At 40.8% G+C, this 19041-nt stretch carries 22 protein-coding genes; 15 read left to right on the forward strand and 7 right to left on the reverse strand.

Annotated elements, in window-relative coordinates; translation table 11 throughout:
- From OVA16_RS10415 to OVA16_RS10430, 4 genes are all read left to right on the forward strand, one after another.
- Entirely contained in the window at window positions 1-1047 is a 1047-nt protein-coding gene (locus tag OVA16_RS10415; protein ID WP_267759066.1) for a hypothetical protein, read from the forward strand.
- Between the two features lie 50 nt (window positions 1048-1097).
- Window positions 1098-2024 carry a patatin-like phospholipase family protein gene (locus OVA16_RS10420; protein ID WP_267759068.1) on the forward strand — a complete coding sequence of 309 codons (927 nt, stop codon included), beginning with the start codon at window positions 1098-1100 and terminating at the stop codon, window positions 2022-2024.
- A gap of 16 nt (window positions 2025-2040) precedes the next feature.
- Window positions 2041-2355, forward strand: coding sequence for a DUF3892 domain-containing protein (locus OVA16_RS10425; RefSeq protein WP_267759071.1), 315 nt, complete (start codon window positions 2041-2043; stop codon window positions 2353-2355).
- 153 nt (window positions 2356-2508) lie between these two features.
- On the forward strand, window positions 2509-2901 hold the full coding sequence (locus OVA16_RS10430; RefSeq protein ID WP_267759073.1) for a hypothetical protein: 393 nt from the start codon (window positions 2509-2511) through the stop codon (window positions 2899-2901).
- Window positions 2902-3137: 236 nt separating this feature from the next.
- Here OVA16_RS10430 and OVA16_RS10435 read toward each other — a convergent pair whose 3' ends face one another.
- Window positions 3138-3701 carry a hypothetical protein gene (locus tag OVA16_RS10435; RefSeq protein WP_267759075.1) on the reverse strand — a complete coding sequence of 188 codons (564 nt, stop codon included), beginning with the start codon at window positions 3699-3701 and terminating at the stop codon, window positions 3138-3140.
- 11 nt (window positions 3702-3712) lie between these two features.
- Window positions 3713-5194 carry a hypothetical protein gene (locus OVA16_RS10440; RefSeq protein WP_267759077.1) on the reverse strand — a complete coding sequence of 494 codons (1482 nt, stop codon included), beginning with the start codon at window positions 5192-5194 and terminating at the stop codon, window positions 3713-3715.
- Window positions 5195-5686: 492 nt separating this feature from the next.
- Between OVA16_RS10440 and OVA16_RS10445 the strand changes: the two genes are divergently transcribed.
- Window positions 5687-5908: a hypothetical protein gene (locus tag OVA16_RS10445; protein WP_267759079.1), complete on the forward strand. Its 222-nt coding sequence runs from the start codon at window positions 5687-5689 to the stop codon at window positions 5906-5908.
- Window positions 5909-5967: 59 nt separating this feature from the next.
- Here the strand turns inward: OVA16_RS10445 and OVA16_RS10450 are convergent, their stop codons facing one another.
- The gene (locus tag OVA16_RS10450) at window positions 5968-6468 is read right to left on the reverse strand and encodes an HTH domain-containing protein (protein ID WP_267759081.1); all 501 of its coding nucleotides are present in this window, start codon (window positions 6466-6468) and stop codon (window positions 5968-5970) included.
- A 590-nt stretch (window positions 6469-7058) separates the two neighbouring features.
- On the opposite strand from OVA16_RS10450, the gene OVA16_RS10455 reads away from it, so the two are divergent.
- From OVA16_RS10455 to OVA16_RS10470, 4 genes are read left to right on the forward strand one after another with little or no spacing between them, the layout of a single operon-like run.
- On the forward strand, window positions 7059-7778 hold the full coding sequence (locus OVA16_RS10455; RefSeq protein ID WP_267759083.1) for a TlpA family protein disulfide reductase: 720 nt from the start codon (window positions 7059-7061) through the stop codon (window positions 7776-7778).
- The gene (locus OVA16_RS10460; protein WP_267759085.1) at window positions 7775-10654 is read left to right on the forward strand and encodes a TonB-dependent receptor domain-containing protein; all 2880 of its coding nucleotides are present in this window, start codon (window positions 7775-7777) and stop codon (window positions 10652-10654) included. Before OVA16_RS10455 ends, OVA16_RS10460 begins: the two co-directional genes overlap by 4 nt.
- A 25-nt stretch (window positions 10655-10679) precedes the next feature.
- Window positions 10680-10955, forward strand: coding sequence for a hypothetical protein (locus tag OVA16_RS10465; protein ID WP_267759087.1), 276 nt, complete (start codon window positions 10680-10682; stop codon window positions 10953-10955).
- A gap of 4 nt (window positions 10956-10959) precedes the next feature.
- Complete coding sequence (locus OVA16_RS10470; protein WP_267759089.1) at window positions 10960-12321, forward strand: RagB/SusD family nutrient uptake outer membrane protein; 1362 nt, start codon at window positions 10960-10962, stop codon at window positions 12319-12321.
- A gap of 37 nt (window positions 12322-12358) precedes the next feature.
- On the opposite strand, the gene OVA16_RS10475 is transcribed toward OVA16_RS10470, so the two are convergent.
- The 3 genes from OVA16_RS10475 to OVA16_RS10485 all read right to left on the reverse strand — a co-directional run bounded on the left by OVA16_RS10475 (window position 12359) and on the right by OVA16_RS10485 (window position 13849).
- Window positions 12359-12697, reverse strand: coding sequence for a DUF6520 family protein (locus OVA16_RS10475; RefSeq protein WP_267759091.1), 339 nt, complete (start codon window positions 12695-12697; stop codon window positions 12359-12361).
- 289 nt (window positions 12698-12986) lie between these two features.
- A complete protein-coding gene (locus tag OVA16_RS10480) occupies window positions 12987-13190 on the reverse strand; it encodes a hypothetical protein (RefSeq protein ID WP_138728824.1) in 204 nt (67 codons plus the stop codon).
- Between the two features lie 80 nt (window positions 13191-13270).
- Window positions 13271-13849, reverse strand: a complete 579-nt coding sequence (locus OVA16_RS10485) for a Crp/Fnr family transcriptional regulator (RefSeq protein ID WP_267759095.1) — start codon at window positions 13847-13849, stop codon at window positions 13271-13273.
- 75 nt (window positions 13850-13924) lie between these two features.
- Here OVA16_RS10485 and OVA16_RS10490 point away from each other — a divergent pair, with 75 nt between their 5' ends.
- Window positions 13925-14194: a helix-turn-helix domain-containing protein gene (locus OVA16_RS10490; protein ID WP_138728826.1), complete on the forward strand. Its 270-nt coding sequence runs from the start codon at window positions 13925-13927 to the stop codon at window positions 14192-14194.
- On the opposite strand, the gene OVA16_RS10495 is transcribed toward OVA16_RS10490, so the two are convergent.
- A complete protein-coding gene (locus OVA16_RS10495; RefSeq protein ID WP_267759098.1) occupies window positions 14184-14576 on the reverse strand; it encodes a hypothetical protein in 393 nt (130 codons plus the stop codon). The two genes, OVA16_RS10490 and OVA16_RS10495, sit on opposite strands and share 11 nt — an antisense overlap.
- Window positions 14577-14744: 168 nt before the next feature.
- Here OVA16_RS10495 and OVA16_RS10500 point away from each other — a divergent pair, with 168 nt between their 5' ends.
- The 5 genes from OVA16_RS10500 to OVA16_RS10520 all read left to right on the forward strand — a co-directional run bounded on the left by OVA16_RS10500 (window position 14745) and on the right by OVA16_RS10520 (window position 18997).
- Window positions 14745-15614 carry a hypothetical protein gene (locus OVA16_RS10500; protein ID WP_267759100.1) on the forward strand — a complete coding sequence of 290 codons (870 nt, stop codon included), beginning with the start codon at window positions 14745-14747 and terminating at the stop codon, window positions 15612-15614.
- 478 nt (window positions 15615-16092) lie between these two features.
- On the forward strand, window positions 16093-16734 hold the full coding sequence (locus OVA16_RS10505) for a DUF6266 family protein (protein ID WP_267759102.1): 642 nt from the start codon (window positions 16093-16095) through the stop codon (window positions 16732-16734).
- A 538-nt stretch (window positions 16735-17272) separates the two neighbouring features.
- On the forward strand, window positions 17273-17644 hold the full coding sequence (locus tag OVA16_RS10510) for a hypothetical protein (RefSeq protein ID WP_267759105.1): 372 nt from the start codon (window positions 17273-17275) through the stop codon (window positions 17642-17644).
- Window positions 17645-18101: 457 nt separating this feature from the next.
- Window positions 18102-18668: a peptidoglycan-binding protein gene (locus tag OVA16_RS10515; protein WP_267759107.1), complete on the forward strand. Its 567-nt coding sequence runs from the start codon at window positions 18102-18104 to the stop codon at window positions 18666-18668.
- Window positions 18665-18997, forward strand: coding sequence for a hypothetical protein (locus OVA16_RS10520; protein ID WP_267759109.1), 333 nt, complete (start codon window positions 18665-18667; stop codon window positions 18995-18997). The genes OVA16_RS10515 and OVA16_RS10520 overlap by 4 nt, the downstream gene beginning before the upstream one ends.
- Window positions 18998-19041: the final 44 nt, after the last annotated feature.

Genomic DNA, 19041 nt, shown 5'->3' on the forward strand with positions numbered 1-19041 from the left:
ATGGCGTTTGATTTTACAAAGAGTCTGCAGGCTATGCAGCGTAGAAAATTTGGTGATGATTTAATAAAAGGTGACTTATTTGAAAATTTCTCTGGCAAGACTTCAGAAGGTGTTCTTTACATATCCGAAGCAATGGAACCAGTATCTCGTAGTTACACCGAGAATACATTCAAGCAATGTGAGCGTGTGATAAATCAACTGAAAGAGAATATATCTGCAAATCATTCAAATCTTTCATTTGAATACCAAGGTTCTGTTCCCTTAAATGTTCATATTAAACAGCATAGTGATATTGATTTGCTAGTTGTAACTGGCCGTTACTATTGGGTTACACCTCCATTACCTGTAACCAATCCTTATCAGGGCAATGCAACTAATGATTTAATTGAGTTGAGAGATGATCTAGTTGGCACAATAGAAACTAAATTTCCTACTGTTACAATAGATGATGTTGGTGGTAAAGCAACATCTATCGAGGGCGGTTCTTTAAATAGAAAGATAGACCTGGTGCCATGTTCTTGGGTACATAATACTAATTCTTATGGGTCTATAGATTTAACCGCAAGAGGGATAATGCTGTATGATAAAAAGGAGGATAAGATGATTGAAAATTATCCTTTTCTACATATTGCAAAGTGCGATGGAAAAGATAAAAGAGTGGGAGGTAAGTATAAAAAACTGGTTAGATATGTAAAGAATATTATAAAGGATTCGGAAGATATTAAAATATCAAGCTATGATGCTGCCGGTCTAATGTATTTACAAAGTGAAATGGAATTAATTGCTCAAGATTATTCTCCAGTCGCACTTTCAAAAAGTTGTGAAATGTTTCTTCTAAGGCTATTAAATGATCCTGAACAAATGGAAAATGCACTGGTACCGAATGGGACAAGAAAACTTTTCGGACCTACTTATCTTATGTCGAAGGAAGTGCTGAAGCTTTATATAGTGATTAAAGAAATTAATTCTACTGTAATTACATCATACTCAAGTATGCCATTTGAGGATAAGGTAAGGTTTGAAAGGTTTTTTAGAAATGCATCTTAATTATTTAAAGCCTACTAATTTTTTATTTAGTAGGCTTTTATTCAAAAAATATGAACAAAGAAGATTTAACTAATATACTGTGCCTAGATGGAGGAGGATCTAAGGGTGTATATACTCTAGGCGTATTGAAAGAAATTGAAACAGCTGCTGGCAAACCTTTAAACCAAGTATTTCAACTTATTTATGGGACTAGTACAGGGTCTATTATCGCTTCGATGCTTGCGTTGGGATACTGCGTTGATGAAGTTAAGCAGAAATACCTAGAACTTATACCTCCAATAATGAAGTGTTATGGCTCGGGAAGGAAGTCGAAAAAATTACGAAAGCTTGGCTCTGATATTTTTGGTGACAGGAAGTTTGATGAATTTAAAACAGGGATCGGAATAATTGCAACGAACTATAATACTCAAAAGCCTTTAATATTTAAAAATGACATAGCAAGGGCCCACGGAACCAAAAGTTCGTTTGTATCAGGCTTTGGCGTAACCATTTTAGATGCAGTAGAAGCATCTTGCGCAGCGTGTCCAGTTTTTAGCAAGAAAGTACTTAAGACGGAAAATAAAGAAGAATTAGTGGCTATTGACGGAGGATTTATTGCAAATAATCCAACTCTATTTGCTCTAATTGATGCTAAAAAAGCATTGAAATTGGCTGATGATCAGATCAAGGTTTTAAGCATAGGAGTGGGCAACTATATCGAAAAGCCCTTACATCGATTTCATAAAGTAATCAGCTGGTTTGAGATGGGACAAATTGCCAGTAGAATACTTGTGGCGAGTTCCAATACCACTGAAGTAGTTACAAAATTATTATTTCCTGATTTATCTATAGTGAGGATTAACGATACTTTTAATGAGCCTCAATATGGTACTAATATGTTAGAGAAGGATGTGAAAAAACTCAATACAATGTATAGGTTAGGCATTGAATCCTATGCAAAGCATGAGAAAGAAATTTTATCAAATTTTAAGTTTTAATTAAAATAGAAAAACTATGGCACAATACAAAATTACAGGTGTGTGGAAAAACTCTAATGATGTGATAACTCATTATGCTTTTCATACTGTTGGTGAAAGCTCAACTTCAAGAGCGGTAAAAAAAACAAAAGCAGATGCGATAGCACTGCTTGAGCAAACAGGAAATACCGCTAAAACTTGGGTATGGAATTATACCAGAGGGGGATGGGATATTGGAGAAACAGTAACTGTTGTTAATGGTAGCAACGGGAAGTATTTACGTTCCAATCCAGATAACAAAGTAACGGACAACCTAGCACATTTAATTGACTTTGATTGGATTGCTCCTTAAGACTTTAAACAAAAATATCAATTCAGCTAAAACACGGTTATGTTCGTGTTTTAGCTTTTTAACCTTATCTAATGCTCTAAAACATAACGTTATAAAGTATAACAAAATTATCTAAAATAACTAATCTGAAATAGCTAATAAATAAATTAATGTATGATTAAATATTCAGCCAAACTTGATCCAGCAATAAGAGCTTCACTAGGAAATATAAGAAGTGATTTTGTCGAACATGCTTTTGTCAGATTTGTACATCTTAAAGACGCTTTGCAGAATGATAACCTCCCACCCCAAATTAGATTACTCTTGCTAAAAGAAATCTTTTCGATCTTCGATGAAATTCAAGCAGTTTATGATATAAAAACAAACTTCTCTAATCCAAAGTGCTTTGAGGGCATTTTTGAATTTATCGTCTTTGTACGAAACGTCCTATTGCACTATCCAATATTCGATACATGGGATCAAATTAATATATCTCCGGAAATGGGAAGTGAAATGATGCGTGATAGAAAAGGGGGGGCTAAGACTATTCAGGTACATGAAATTTGAAGCATATAAGTGAGAAAAGTGCAATATTCCACAAGATTACTTTTGGTATGGCTGCTTATCTTTTGGGACATAGTCTTTCGTTTCTTTTGATAACTTGAAATAAAAGTAGCGGCCCGCCAACGGAGTTTCCCTACTCTTTACAAAAGCCGCTATAGAATTCTTTATGAACTCTTCATTTTCGATTGTCTTTGCACTGGTATCTAGAAATTTCTTTATATCCATTACAAACCCGACATTTAATTTATTCCGAAGAAATTTTTTTCTTCCGAGTTTAAAGCAAACCTATTCATAATATATTTGATGGCTGCTTTACGCTTAGGCTCAGGTTCGTAATAGCCATAGTAGTTTTTGGGATCAATTATTCCTGGTTTTTTAAAGTCTTCTGGTAAAAAATCATCATTGCGTTCAAAAAGACTGAACTTGATTACACGATACAAATCAATAACCTTTATAGAGTGGGGATCATAATTGTAGAGGATCGTCGGGGTCGGATTATTGTACAATATACTTTTTTTACGCAGCGAATCCGTATTTTCTTTCAGCACCTTATTGATATATGACAGATATATTTTTGGCGATTTCTTTACCTTGGCAATAAGGGAAACATATTCATGGTAAAGTGAATCTCTAGTCGTCTTTTTTGCATCATTTTTGAATTCTTTTCTATTGGGATATGCACCATACATCTCTGACCATAGCTTGAGCTTTGCAAGATTTTGGAGATCATGAGCGATTTTATCCTGCGCAAATGTTGTAGTTGCGAAGACTAATAAGGTCAATATTAAGAGAATCTTTCTCATGCTATGTCAAATTATTTTATTCTCCAATAAATACGAGAGGGCTCAGTTTTGCCATTGACTGTAAATGAAGCTTCACTACTGCCGTATGATTCTGGAATGTCTCGTGGATGATGTTCTATGATTTGATAATACGGTCCTAACTTACTTGCAATTTTTGTGGCATATCCATCTGAATCTACCTCAACCACTATGCCGGAGTGCACCCACCCTGGTCCGGTACCTGCTGAATTTGGCATATAGTATCCTATTCTATCTCCAACCTGGATATTACCAGTGACCTTTTCCCATGTAGGAGTTATGTTCATAGCGAGTATGTGCTTTGGGCTTCCAGGGTATTTAACTGCTCCTGCTACATCACCGAAAGCATGATAATGGCAATTAAATAGGTCAATAGGATCAGTGTCTGACGGGACAAAGCTTAAATGCTCATGGAAATCTTCTTGTTTTTTCAGCTTTGGTCTCCAATAGTAGCTTGTAGGCTCTTTGTCTTTAGGTGTGTAAGTTTGCTGGCTTGATTCAAAGTCAAACGGTTTGTTGATAACGTTTCCGCCTAATTTATCAAATGTTGCTAGACTATTACTCATAAGGTGCTCCACTGACCATTTTGCAAAATTTAAACTGCCTTGTGAACCCCAATTGACATGCAAATAATTACTTAACTTATCTACCAATGGTTTTCTAACAGGACTTCTCAAGTAATTTTCCTGATTAGAGGTAAGTGGGTCTAGATTCCAAATTAGAATGTCAACTAATGTTGGTTCGCCACAGGGAGGTACGTTTGGACTAGGCCTTGATGGTGGAACTCCACAAGGCTGGTATGTTGATGGAGGGTATGGATTTGTAATTGGTGTTTCGCCACCACCACCACCGTTACCGCCCGGCTCTCCACTTCCACCGCCTCCACCACCACCAGTATAGCAAACTGTTTTAGTGGTGTAACTTACATGCCAACCAGGGCCACCCGATTGACCTGCCCATTCACAATGATCCCAAGGCATGTGCCTATCATCAATGTCACATGGATAGGGAGTAGCGTACGTTTCATTCCAGCTTATGCATTCGATTGACGACATCGTCATAGTTCCTGATTTTTGCTTATATCCTGCAAAATTGTTAGGGATTTCCTGATAGCTAACCACTCCGTCAAAAGGACCTGTTAACTTTTTATCTTTCCAATTATTGATCCATTGTGAAGTAGGTGTATAGGTATTTATGAACGTTTTAACTTCTCCTCCTTTTATGTCAATTGTCAGATTACTAAAATCACGAGCATATTTTGACGATGATTTAATAGGAAAAACGTAACTCACATGGCCATTCAACTTAACCTCCATTAATTTTGAAGTCTCAAGTTCGAATAAATAGTCAGGTTCACCCAACGCCTCTGTACTCACTAAGGATCCTTTAGGTGACTTTTGAAAAATCTTACTGATATCTCCGATTTGATTTAAGTCTACTTTGTTGAGAAAATCTTCATAACTAATTTGATTCATTGAAGAACCATTTTTGCTAGCAACAACTTCGTCTGGGTTCTCACTGGTTAATAACTCTTTTTTGCAGGCACTAAAAAAAAGGATTGATACAATAAAAGGACCGTAGATGTTGAGTGTCCTAGAAGAGTTTTGATAGGTTTTATGAGTGTTAATGACATGATAATGAGTTTGTTAATTATTAAGGAAAAATTATTTTTTTGTAACGAACCAATTTAAGGTTTGATGAATCTAGCAAAGCGAAATCAGACCACCAAAAATGTGCAAAAAAGTCACATTTTTATGCTCCGAATTAAAACTTTTATAATTTGATTTTACTCACAATTAATTTTAAGATTTTTAGATGTTTTCATTTTGAATGTGTTTTTATCTTTAAATTATCTTTTTGAATAAACAAACGTTCCTTTTTTAATAAGTTGTTGTTTTTATTCAACTTTAGCCTTTTACGTTTTTTCTTCGCAGTCGACTTTTTGTGAAAAATCGTAAATTCAATTTATGAAAACATATCTATCTATCCTAATCTTAATAGTTGGCTTAAGCCAAGCTAAAGGGCAAACTAAAGTTACTGCAAAAGAAGTAGTCAACTACGTTGGTAAGGAGGTAACACTATGCGACTCTGTTTACAGTGCTCGTGCTATGGAAAATATAAGCCTATTGAACATAGGAGGGAAGTTCCCTAAAGAGATAATTACCATCGCCGTTTTTGCAACTGTTTAAAATAAAAAGTAAGCTTAAAATGAAATTGACTTCATTTTGAGCTTGTTTTAAAATTCAAATTACCTCTTACTATAAACAAAAGTACCTTTCTTGCTAGGGTGTGGTTCTATTTTGATTAAGTCTGGCATCCTTGTTAACGCCATAGAAATTGCAGAACTGCTATAATTCCAATCTCTTTGCATGAAAAATGATTTTATTTCTTTAACACCAATCGGGTTCTTGAATATATCTTCACCTAATAAAATAACCTTAATTGCGTAAACTATTGTTGGAGCTTCTCTCAACGATGTTATATATTCTTCATTTTTAGCGTGAGTTTTTATAAGCTTCAATCTTAGATCTTTTTCAACGTTAATCTTTTTGGTATTGATATTCTTTATTGAAAAAAATGAGCTAATCTTTTCCAATTCATTTACTTTTAAACTGCCCTTCCCATTTTTAAGGTACTTCAGTTTTCGCAGGGAGAAGCCCATCATATTAGAAAAGTTTTCATCTGTTAAACCAGAATGTTCAATTAGTGAGTTGAGGTTTTCCGTGAAAATATCATTTGTATTAGCCATAAGGCTAATTTCAAAATGAAAATGATCTCAAAACGTGTAAATATTTGCATTTATTGATATTGTTTTTGTATATTTGATTATTGTAAATAGGTATTAATAAGAGTCTTGTGGTTGCATTTTCTGACGCCGCTAACGCAAGACAGCAGATTAATGCCCATATCTATGCGTAGATGTATATATTTGTACATCGAAATAGATGTGGGACTGCTGTAAATCCATGTTAGCGTAAGGCGTCAGAAACTTTAAGCAGCCATGGTTTGTAGTCCCACATGTATTGTACTGCTGCCAGCCAAGAAGACTCGTATAACCAATACGAGTAAAATGGAAAGAAAACAAGTCACTCATTCTTCAACAGCCCGGCCAAAACATGGTTTGCGCAGGTTATTGACATTTTCTCTCCGCCTATCCAAACCGAATTCGTTTTATCCTTTTGATCGGCTTTATGCTTTGAAGCCGAAAAACCCAGTTTAAAGATCATTAAACTGTCGGCCTATTTCATAAATAAAGGTTTAGGTTAATAATAATTTGGCCGGCAGTTTTTCTTTTTTCAATGAATGGCGAAATGTTCATTTCGGCCAAAGGGGATAACTATGTCCCAAATTTTTCAACTAACAACCAAAAAACTAACCAATGAAATACATATACACGGTGCGATGGCTTTGCGTTGCCAAATAAAGCTGAAAGCTAAAAGACCAAAGCTGAAAGCTTATGCGCTAATAACCTTATTGTTATGCCTTAATTTTATGGCGCAGGGGCAGACCAACTTTAATAAAAACACAACACGCAACGATTATACAGTGTCCAAATCCCTTCCCTCAGGGGAGGGTAAGGGTGGGGCTCCTTTACGAGTTGGCGATAAACTATCAGAAACCTTTTGGCAACAAGAACATACCTTTTATAGCAATGGGCAAACCAGCAAACAAACGCTAGAGAAATATAAAGGAAAGCTGCTTATCCTAGATTTTTGGGCGACATGGTGCAGTAGCTGTTTACAGAAGTTTGTAGGCTTAGGCCAATTGCAAAAAGCCTACGCTGGTGATGTAGCTATTGTGCTGGTAAGTAAAACCAGAAGTGATAAAGATAGCGAGAAAGTAAGGTTATCTTTTGATAAACATGCCAAGGCAACGGGTTTGAGTACCGTGGTAGGCGATGAACATTTAGGGAGGCTATTTCCGCATTGGCAGTTGCCATTTTATGTGTGGATTAATGCCAAGGGCCATGTGATGGCTTTTAGCGATTCTGGTTTGGTCAATGAAGCCAGTGTAGCGCAGGTGTTGAACGGGAAGGCAAAGCAGGAGGTAGCACCATGAAATTGAGGATGATGATGTTGCTGTTGTGCCTAGCTGGCACCACAGTAAGCGCCCAGATAACACCATATGGATTAACAGTGAGGGATGCCCAAACGAAAGAAGCGGTAGTGAATGTAACGGTGCGGCTGCTAGACAATGGTAGGCAGTTGCAGGGAAATGAAAGAGGAGAGGTGCTACTGGATGGTTTAAATGGTGAGCAGCGGTTGAGGATTTCGGCAATGGGCTACCAAAGCGATACCTTACAGCTGCGTTTGCCTTTAGCGGGTTGGGTAGTGCATTTGTTGAAGCCCAGGAGCACCCAGTTGCAAGAAGTAATTGTGAATACCGGTTACCAGCAATTACCGAAGGAGCGGGCTACGGGTAGTTTTAGTGTGGTAGACAAGCAAACTTTCAATGAGCAGCAGGGGGTAGATGTGATGAGTAGGTTGGAGGGGATTACCCCCGCCTTGAGCATAGATCGGCGTACTTATGGTGGTTCGATGATGATTAGGGGCTTGAGTACCATTAATGGCGATAGGGCACCGCTGGTAGTGGTAGACGATTTTCCGTATGCGGGAGGATTGGATAATTTGAACCCTAATGATGTGGAGAGTGTAACGGTATTGAAGGATGCTGCTGCGGCTTCTATTTGGGGAGCGCAGGGCGGAAATGGGGTAATTGTAATTACAACCAAGAAGGGGCGGTTTAACCAAAGCATCCAGATCAATGCAAGTAGTGGGCTGCTATTGAACGAAAAGCCCAAGCTGCGCAATTATAACAATTTGAGTAGTGCCGAGATGATTGATGTAGAGCGGTTCTTATTTGGGCAGGGCTTTTACAATGCGCAAGAAAACTCTATCGCTCGTATTCCGCTTTCGCCAGTGGTAGAGTTGCTGATTGCCAACAGGGATGGGCAGTGGAGTACCACTGCATTGAATGAGCAGTTGGGCAACTTGGGCAGCATAGATCTAGTGCAGGAATACCGTAAACAGTTTTATACGCAGCCCTTGTTGCAACAATACCATTTAGATGTGAGTGGTGGCAGTGCGGTGAGCAAGTGGTATTTGTTTGCGGGTTATAACCAAGGTATGGATGCCTTGGCTGCCAGTAGCGATCGCTTAAACTTAAAATCTGACTATACTTTTAAGTTGTGGAAAAAGCTGGATTTAAGTGCGGCGGTTTGGCTTACTTTGCAAAATAGCGAGAGCGGAAGGGTCGCTTTTAGTGAGCTAACTACCAGCAATGGCATTTTGCCGCCTTATACTTCTTTTACGGATGCCGAGGGCAATGCCCTATCGGTAATGAAAAATTACAGGGAAAGTTTTACGGCGCAATTGGCACAGGGCAGGTTGTTGGATTGGCGTTATTATCCCCTACAGGAGGGAAACGAGGTGCTGAGCACTGGGAAGCAGCTAGATGCGCTCTTTAATTTTAAGCTAAGTTATCAAGTAGTAAAGGGCTTACAGTTGAGTGCCAACTATACCGCACAGGTGGCTAGAGACATTGCAAGTACGGATTATAGTGCAAATAGTTATTATGTGCGCAACCTGATTAACCAATTTACGCAAGTAAATGGCAACGAACTGAAGCGGCCTATTCCACTGGGAGGCATTAGCCAAGAAAGCAGGGTCTTGTTGAATAACCAAAATTTGCGTACACAACTCAACTATCAGCAAAGCTGGGCAGGGTTTGATTTGAATGTGTTGGCTGGTGCAGAGTTACGCAATACTAAGCGTAATACCATGGCTAATGGTGTTTATGGGGTAGATGCGGAGACCTTATTGAGCAGTCCGGTAGATTATCAGAACGCTTACGTAAACATTGTAAATGGCAATAACCAGTTTATTCCCTATTTGGCAGATGCGTTTGGAGAAGTGAACAATTATGTTTCTACCTATGCCAATGGGGCTTTGTCTTACCAAGGGAAATATACGCTATCTGGCAGTGCACGTAGAGATGCTTCTAATCTTTTTGGGGTAGCCACCAATGATCTATGGAACCCGCTATGGTCGGTAGGCGCTGCCTGGCTGGCTAGTGGCGAGCGTTGGTTGAAATGGCAGCCTTTAACCTATTTACGTTTGAGGTTAACGTATGGCAGTAGTGGTAACAGCGATTCGAGGAATGCTGCCGCCACTACGATTACCTATACCGGTGTTTCTAACTTTACAGGTACACCTATGGCAGGCTATAACAATTATGCTAACCCAGATTTAAGGTGGGAAACGGTAAATACCCTGAATGCTGGCTTGGATAGTAAATGGTTAGGCGGCAGGTTGGCACTTTCGGCAGAGTATTACAGAAAAAGGTCTTACGATCTGATGGCTTCCGATCCCGTAGATTATACTGGCGGGGTGGGCACTAGGGTAGTACGTAACGCCGCACAGATTACGGCCAGCGGTATAGATGTAGAGCTTGCCTCTCAAAACACGGTAGGTGTGGTAAAATGGAACAGTAGTTGGTTTGCTAACTTTTATAAGGATAGGGTAGATGCTTATTATCTGAATTCGCAGACGGGATCGAACTTTGTGAATGGGAGCAACGTAGTCACTGCCGTAGTGGGCATGCCGGTGTATGGTGCCTATGGTTACCGCTGGGCAGGGCTTAATCCGCAGAATGGTAATCCGCGTGGCTACTTCAATGGCGAAATCAGCGAAAATTATGCTGCAATGACCAATAGCCAAACCACCATTAATGACTTGGCCTATGTGGGCCCCGTTTTGCCCAAGCTAACGGGCGCTTTTGCCAATACCGTGGCTTACCGGGGTTTTAACCTATCGGTTCGCTTGTCGTACAAGTTTGGTCATTACTACCGGAGGACGAGCTTAAATTATTCAAATTTATATAACAACAGGAACGGCGATAGGGAATTTAGTCAGCGGTGGCAGCAGCCTGGGTGATGAGGCCTTCACAAACGTGCCGAGTATGATCTATCCAGTTGCCAGCAATAGGAACACTTTCTACAATTTTTCTGAGGCCACCTTGGTAAGTGCCGACCATATTCGCTTGCAGAACATCAGTTTAAGTTATGCTTTTGCTAAGCAGCAATGGAAGCGCTTGCCTTTTCAGCAGTTAACGGTTACTGGAAACGTGAACCAAGTTGGCTTGATATGGAAACGCAATGACGAGCCAAACGACCCAGATTATCCTTACAGTGAGGCATTGAAAACCTATGCCATTAACGTTCAAATTAAATTTTAAGTAAATGAAAACACGATATCATCATTTTTGGATAGGCTTAATTGCCTTGAGCAGCTTGTTGGGCTGCAAAAAGTTTTTAGACGAAAAACCTAGGTCTAACCTTGCTGTGCCAACCAGCTTAAAAGATTTTCAGGCACTTTTAGATCAGAGCAGTGTGATGAACGATTTGGATGCTTCTTCTGGCGAAGCCAGTGTAACTGATAGTTACCTCACTACTGCCAATTACCTCTCCCGTGTAGAAAACCAGCAGCGCTTGCACACGTGGCAAAACGATTTCGTATATGACCCGCTCAATAACGAATGGGCCAACCTTTACCGGGCTGTGTACAGAACAAATACGGTATTGGAGGGCATAGCCGAGGTGCCGATAAGTAATGTTAACTTGGAAGAATGGCGTAATGTAAAAGGGCAGGCCCATTTCCACAGGGGTAAAATGTTTCTATTGGGCCTCAGCATTTGGGGCAAGGCCTACAGGGCTGCCAGTGCCACTACTGATCTGGGCATCCCACTGCGGCTAAATGTCAATTTCAACGAGGTATCGGTACGGAGCAGCTTGGCTGTGGGCTATGCGCAAGCGCTAAGTGACCTAGAGGCGGCTGCACAATTGTTGCCAGTTACGCCGCTACATGTGTATAGGCCTAGTAAGCCTGCAGCCTATGGGCTGTTGGCTCGGGCACATTTGCAAATGGGAAATTTTGAAAAGGCGGCTTTGTATGCCGATTTGTGCTTGGCCCTCAAATCCGATCTGCTCAATTACAATACGCTAAATGCCAATGCTAATTTTCCCATTGCCGCCTTTAATAAAGAGGTAATCCATTCTAGTATGATGCAATTACTTACCATCATTAATCCTAGTACCGCCCGTATTGAGCCTTCACTATATGCCTCTTATGCAGCAAATGATCTGCGAAAAACTGTCTTTTTTCTCCGCAACACCGACGGTACCTATCGTTTTAAAGGTAGCTATCAAGGTTCGGCCAATTTATTTAGTGGCTTAGCTGTTGATGAAGTTTATTTAACTAGAGCAGAATGCAGGGCAAGGTTAGGACAGCAGGCCTTGGCCTTGGAAGATCTTAATCTGCTGTTAAGGAACCGTTACATCAATGGCACTTTCGTGCCATATACGTTATCAAATGCCAATGATGTGCTAAAGTTGATATTGCAGGAAAGGCGTAAGGAGTTGTTGATGAGGAATTTGAGATGGGCCGATATCAAAAGGCTGAACGTGTTGGGCGCAGGGATATCCTTGGAAAGAACGGTAGATGGGCAAACTTATCGGTTGCCCGCAAATTCTCCTAGGTTTGCTATGCCACTGCCAGAAGTGGTGTTGGAGTTGAGCGGCATGTGGCAGAATAAATATGATTAAACTATGGGCGGGGAATTTCTCCGCCCATAGTTTAGGCTTACTGAACCTCGTTTTTGTACGATTGTACACGCTCGCTATCGATCATGTCTTGCAAGGTTGGATTTTGATCGATAAAATCCTGTAAGTCGGTGTACTCCGAAGTATCGAATTCTACCAGACAAGGGATTTCTTCACCGGGCTCGCAACCCTCTGGATTGGGCTGAGCCGACACATCATCCCAATTTGATGCAGTATGAAGGCCTGCTTCGTTATTACCCGTGTAACGGTATTTGAGCGTAGCCAGTTTTTCATTGGAGCGGAAAGCACTCATACTAAATACTAGGCCGAACGCTACTACCAGCGCTGCAAGGCCAAAAAGAATTTTGTTCTTTTTCATGTTTGTTGACTGCTTTATTGCATTTGAAAAAGCAGTCGAAAAAAGTTTTGGTTTAATTTCGTTTGTGGTTGCTCCCTGCTTAAAACACGATACAAGAAGTACGACGAACGATTTTGTTGATTTTTATTTATAGCCACTTTGGTAGGCCTGGCACCTGTACCATTTGGTTCGCCGAACCCCAGGGCACATTTTGTTTTTGCATTTAATTTTTGTTCCTTAATCCTTAATCCTTGTTCCTTGCTGCTTACTCCTTGTTCTTTATTCTCTAATCCAATGACCAATGAACCAATCATTCCTCCTCCAGCACATATCTTTTTAGCGTAGTATCATACCTAATCACATGCCCTTCGGCCCTTAATCTTTTCAAAAGCCTTTCTAGGGTAGACTTGTGGTAGCCCAACTTTTTAGCCATGGTAGGCACGTCTAACATTTGTTGGGTTCTAATCAACTGATGTAGCCGATCTAACCTGTTCCTATAGTGTACGCTGGTCAATTTTTATTGCTTACTACAAAGTTTGTAGCTAGCACCCGCATCTACAATGAACGTTAGGTTAAAAAATGAAAAGATTTTATTTACCCTTTTGTTAAGTTTTCTTTGAGCATTCTACTAAAAGATTGTTGCGTTATGCCTAGGTAAGAAGCCATGTCTTTATTTTTAATGTGTGCTACCAAGCCAGGATAGTGCTTGCACACGTATTTGAATTTTTCGGTGGCATTACCTTTTAGATAAACCTTTTTTTCTTGGTTAAGGCGAAGCAGGTAATAACTGAGTAAGTTTTTGCTGAGCAGTAAAAATTCTATGGACAGTTCTTCGAGCATCATGAGGTCGTAATAATGCAAAGCATATAGCTTGGCATCGGTTTCGCAGATGATTCCCTCTTCGCTTTCCGATTGGTTAAGGAGGCTTTCTACAGCTGCACAAAAATGACCTTCACAGCCAAAGTCGGTGGTTTGTTGCTCTCCATTTTCTTTATAAAGCCTTAGGAAACCACTTTCTAAAAAATAGATATACCTGCAAATTTCTCGTGGGCGAAGTAGGGGCGTACCTTTGGGCATAAAGATTTTTTTGATACGGGGTTCGAGCATTTTTTCTCCATCTTCCGAGAGGTTAAATTGGTTTTTGAGTAAATGAATAAAATGTGAATTTTTCATAAGCATTGATTTAATCTTTTAGTGTTTGTAAGAAAGGAGGGGCATTGCTTAATTTGCGATACTAACGCTAAGCCTATGAAAAATGAGCTTTTTAAATATCTAGATGCCATCCTGAAATTGCAGCAACAACTAATTGAGGTTTTAGTAGGAAATATAAAAATAGCGGAGTACGACGATTGGCTAGACAATACCGACGTGAAGTTGCTCTTAAAAATTAGTGACCGTACGCTTTATCGTCTGCGTAGTTCTGGACAATTGCCCGCCAAAAAAGTTGGGGGTAAATGGTATTACCCCCGTAAGTACGTAAACTCGATGATCAATGATGCAGCATCTGCTAATACCTGATGCAATAATAGAGTTCGCCTTCGGCAAATAGTTGGCCTTGGCCATCGGTTACGGCAGTGGCGCTGCCCTTAGTGTAAATGATCTTACCTTGGTTGTTACCACCCTCTTCTCCGTCTTGGCTTTCATGTTCGCCTACTTCTAAATAAATGGGCAAGCGATTTTGCAAGGCGAATGCGCCTTGTGTAGCATAAAACCCGGTAGCCTCTGGGTTAAGTTGTGCCAGATAAAGCGTTTGGTGGCTATTAAGCTCAAAATGCTGATGTAGCCAGTTTTTAAGATCGTTGCTAAAAGCTTGTGCTTCTATAGCTAGAGCGGAGTCTGTTAATGCGTAAAGGTTGGCCAACACTTTGGCCGCACCTCCAGGGGTAAATGCATGTTTCATTCAATTTAGGTTTAAGGGTTAATAAACCCAAATCTTGATAAAAGAAATGGCCTTAGCAAGCCTTCTGTGCCCTTTTTGTAGCGAGCGTAGTTGGTTTTGGTAATGAGCGTAGGTTTTGATGGCTTAGTCTAAAAAGTTATATTAGTGGTCATCTTAAAGCTTTCTCCTATGCTCAATCTAAAAAAATACTTTAGTGCCGCCTGTCATCAACCTTATCCTTCTGCCTGTTTTTTATCTCCGGTTTTGCTGTTCTTGGTACACTTTCTCATCACTTTTGAAGAGAAGAAAGAACTGAGTGTGATCATGACCAACTTCGGCTACTATCGGGCCTTGCTATTTAGTTGGATGGTAGCAGTTGGCTTGGTATGGTGGGTCAGGAAAAAGAGTATCCAGCTTGATGCGAGCTTAGCTTGGAGAGAAGCTTTCGCTCAGCGTCTAAAAAACCAGTTGCTTTATGGTATATTTTATCCGCTAGTATTGGCAATGGCCATTGCTACCTTGTATTTTTTGTATTTTAGGATCAATATTCTTCACACGGTATATTTCAGACGTTATTTTCCGTTAATTAGTTTGTTTTTAGTGCTACTTAACACACTCGTGTTTGCTTGGAACCAGCATTTCCGCAAAGATCCCACTATGCCAACCCCACCAGCACCTATCAAAGATGTAGCACGGCAGCCCTTGCATGCCAAAAAGGTGTCCGCTAAATTGCAGACGGCTAACCATTTGATGGATAGCCAAATTGCCTGTGTTTACATGTACAAGGGCGTATGCCATTATGTTACCCTTAGTGGTGAGTTTTTCCTTTGGCCAGGCAATTTTGAAGATGCCGAACATACATTAGGGGCCGACTTTTTTACCATACGCCGCAGTGTTATGGTAAGCCGCTTGGCAATAAAAGAAGCACAGCCCGAAGAGAAACTGATGCGGGTAGTGTTGGGGTTTGAGGTTCCCGTATCTTTGGTGGTAAGCTACCGTAATCTTGTTGGTTTTAAAAATTGGCTCAACGCAGAAGAAGAAGAGGCTAGTGTTGGTTAGCAACTAGTTGCTCGTGTTTCGTTAATCGTTGATTTGGATATTCGTTGTTGGCGGATGTGCGGATTCGGGGATATGTGGATTTGGCTATGTGCCAAGTCTTTGGTCTTTAGTCTTCGGCAATTCGTGGATTTGGATATTCGTTGTTGGTGGATGCGTGGATTCGGGGATATGTGGATTTGGCTATGTGCCCAGCCTTTGGTCTTAGGTCTTTCTTCAGCTCGGGCGAGCTCCCACAGTTGTTCGGGGTTTCTTCGGTAAAAAGGACATTTTTCCGAACAAACAGCCACCATTCTCGAACAAGTCTCGAACAAGGTTATTCTTCAACTGGTCAAAAGCGGCCAAATTCGGTCAAACCCTGCCAATACTAGCCAGCTGTTTATTTTTTCCAAAAAGAGCCTTTACATTCGTTCAACCAATCGCTTTTGCCGGCAAAACAATGGGTTGGGAAACAATTTTTTTCAACTTAATTTTTAAAAAAATGGGAACATTTAACAAAGGAATCCTAGGTGGATTTTCAGGAAAAGTAGGAACCGTAATTGGTTCTAATTGGAGAGGGCTAAACGTGATGCGCAGTTTGCCCAAAAAATCGAATACTAACCCTAGCCAAAAACAGGTGGTACAGCGAGAAAAGTTTGCAGCGATTATTGGCTTTTTAAGCCCGCTAACGGCGCTATTATCCGAATATTATGGTAGCTCCTCGGGTGTAAGTTCTCGGCTAAATAATGCCGTTTCTTACCATTTGAAACAGGCGCTGTTAGGCGATAGCCCAGATTTTATGATTGATTATACCAAAGTATTGATCAGTAAGGGCGAAGTGATCGGCGTAAAAGATGGGGCAATGGAAACGTTGCAACCTGCTACGGTTAACTTGCAATGGGCCAACAATAGTGGCCAGGTGCTTGCCGAAGCGACCGATGTGCTCTTGGCAGTAGTTTATAATAGCGATAAGGGACAGTTCATCATATCCAATGATGTGGCCCAACGCGAAGACATGACTGCAGCTATTGCGGTTCCGGCAGCTTTTACAGGCGATACCGTACATGTATGGTTAAGTTTTGTGAATACGGAACTAAAAAGAGCCGCCACTAGTGTCTACTTAGGCTCGGCAGTTATCAGCTAGCCAACGGTAATTACAATTCGGTTTCTGGCGTAGCGCTGCGCTAGGAGCCGTTGTTGATTGTTCGTTGCTCGTTCATCGTTGTTGGTTGATTTGGGGATTCGTTAATTGTTCATCGTTTATTCGGGGATTTGGAGATTCGTTAATTCGATCATTGTTGTTGGTTGATTTGGGGATTCGAGCCCTACTGCTAAGCACAAAATGGCCTCGCCTATCGCCGCCGCAGAAAGCAACACACAGCTTTCTACAAACAATCGAGCACTTACTGCCACGCAAGAAAGCAGCGTGTGTGGAGATTGAGCAAAAGCAAACGCCTTTTCTTGTGCTATGATGCTGTTGTTAGCTTAGTGCAAGGGGATTTAGGCAAGCCTTGATTTTTTGCATCGTTTTGTATCAAGACAAAATGAAGAACAATACAAATTATCCCATAAGTTCACAACTCAACTTAGGTAGTATGCACCGTATGGGAAGAGCCAGTTAATATATAACCCAAACCCATGCCCCCTCCAATTACCACCAACAAATTAAAAAAATAAAAATCATGAAAACATTACTTCAATACCTTAGCAAACCTTGGGTACCCGTACCCTTAAATTTCTGGCACATTCTAGCCCTGCTAATCATCAGCTGGCTGGCCATACCTTATGTATTTAACGCCCTGCAACTGGCCGCTGGCTTTGTAGATCTGGGTATATTGCACGTAGTGCTGCTCGGCTTCTGCTGTTGGTTATTGGCTGTTGCGGCAGCTTATCACCTGTTGCGCTATTTATTATTGCGTATGGGGCTGCCTGCTATCCACCAACTTATTGCCCAGTTTAAATTACTGAAACTATGGGAACAATACCTCATGTATTTGGCCTGCTATGCTTTGTTGCTCTGCTCGGCCATTGGCGCACTGATCGCGATATGTTAGTTGGTTGTTCGTTAACAGTGGATACGGGGATTTGGGGATTTGATGATTTACCCACTGCCATTGCTAAGTACGCAGACGGCCTTATTGCATTCTGTAGCAGTACGCAGTGGACCTTTTGCAGTTCCTTACCTCTATCAAGGTACAAGAAATTAGGCAGTCGAGCGATAGGGATTGGCCAGGGAAAAGACCTCCTAATTTCGCTATTGAAGGTACGCTAGTGTAATGTAAGGAAGGCAATGTAGCCTTGATTTTTTGTTAACTTTTGTATCAAGACAAAAGTCGAATAAAGCCCCTTGATGTAGCCATTTTTTTCAACGTTAGGCATGCTTTCGCTCAATCTCATTTTACTTCTTCCAAGGATACAAAAAATAAAATATCACCACCATAGCTCATGCGCCTATCCGATAGCTATCGGATTATCGGTAGTGTACTCATAAAAAAAAATAATTCAACTGACATGATTAAAACATATTTAAACTATACTGTACTGTATCTGATCGTTGCAGTCGGCACTTTTCATCCATTGAAAACCAAAAGATTTAGTAGTCCAACTACCAAATCTCCAGGTCATCAAATTAACCAACTCCTAACCATTGCACAATCGCAAGTAGGTGTAAGGGAGGCTACAGGCCATAACGATGGCGAAGAAGTAGAGCGCTATCTGCTTTATACTGGCAACATAAAAGGCGAACCTTGGTGTGCCGCCTTTGTAAGCTGGGTGTTTGGGCAGGCTGGGTATAAGCAACCCTGCACAGCCTGGAGCCCAGCTTTATTTCCCAAAGCTAAGCAAGTTGGTACAGCAAAGCCCGCTACGGTATTTGGCATTTATTTTAAAGATAAGAGGCGCATTGCCCACGCAGGCTTGGTAGAAAAACAAAAAGACCAATGGATCTACACCATAGAAGGCAATACCAATATCGCTGGTAGTAGAGAAGGGGATGGCGTGTACCGCAAGCTGCGGCATGCCAAAACCATTGCCGCTTATGCCAATTGGTTGCCAGTTAAGGAAGGAGGGAGGCCATGAAAAGGAGTTTTTTCGTTGTTCGATTTTCGTTCATCGTTGTTGCTTGGTTATTTTTATTGTTGTTAGGTTCCTGTAGCAGTAAACAACGTTGGATGCAGCGACAACAACAGACCGAAAAGGTTGAAACGCAGCAAGCACAACTTTTGGCCAGCCAAACACAGCTGGCGCACCGCTATTGGCAAAATGATAGCACCGCACTTAAAGAGCAGGTACTCATTTACCCCGATGGTGCCATACAATTTGGCCCAGATGGTTTTGTGGGTAGGGCTAAGGCAGTGGTGCTACTGCGGCAACAAGCGCAAAGGCTTCAAAGTACTGGTGTTTGTTGAGTTCCGGTTAGGAGGTGCTAGAAAACCAAGAGGAGCAGCAAGTG

The sequence above is a fragment of the Pedobacter sp. SL55 genome, from assembly GCF_026625705.1.
Taxonomy (GTDB): domain Bacteria; phylum Bacteroidota; class Bacteroidia; order Sphingobacteriales; family Sphingobacteriaceae; genus Pedobacter.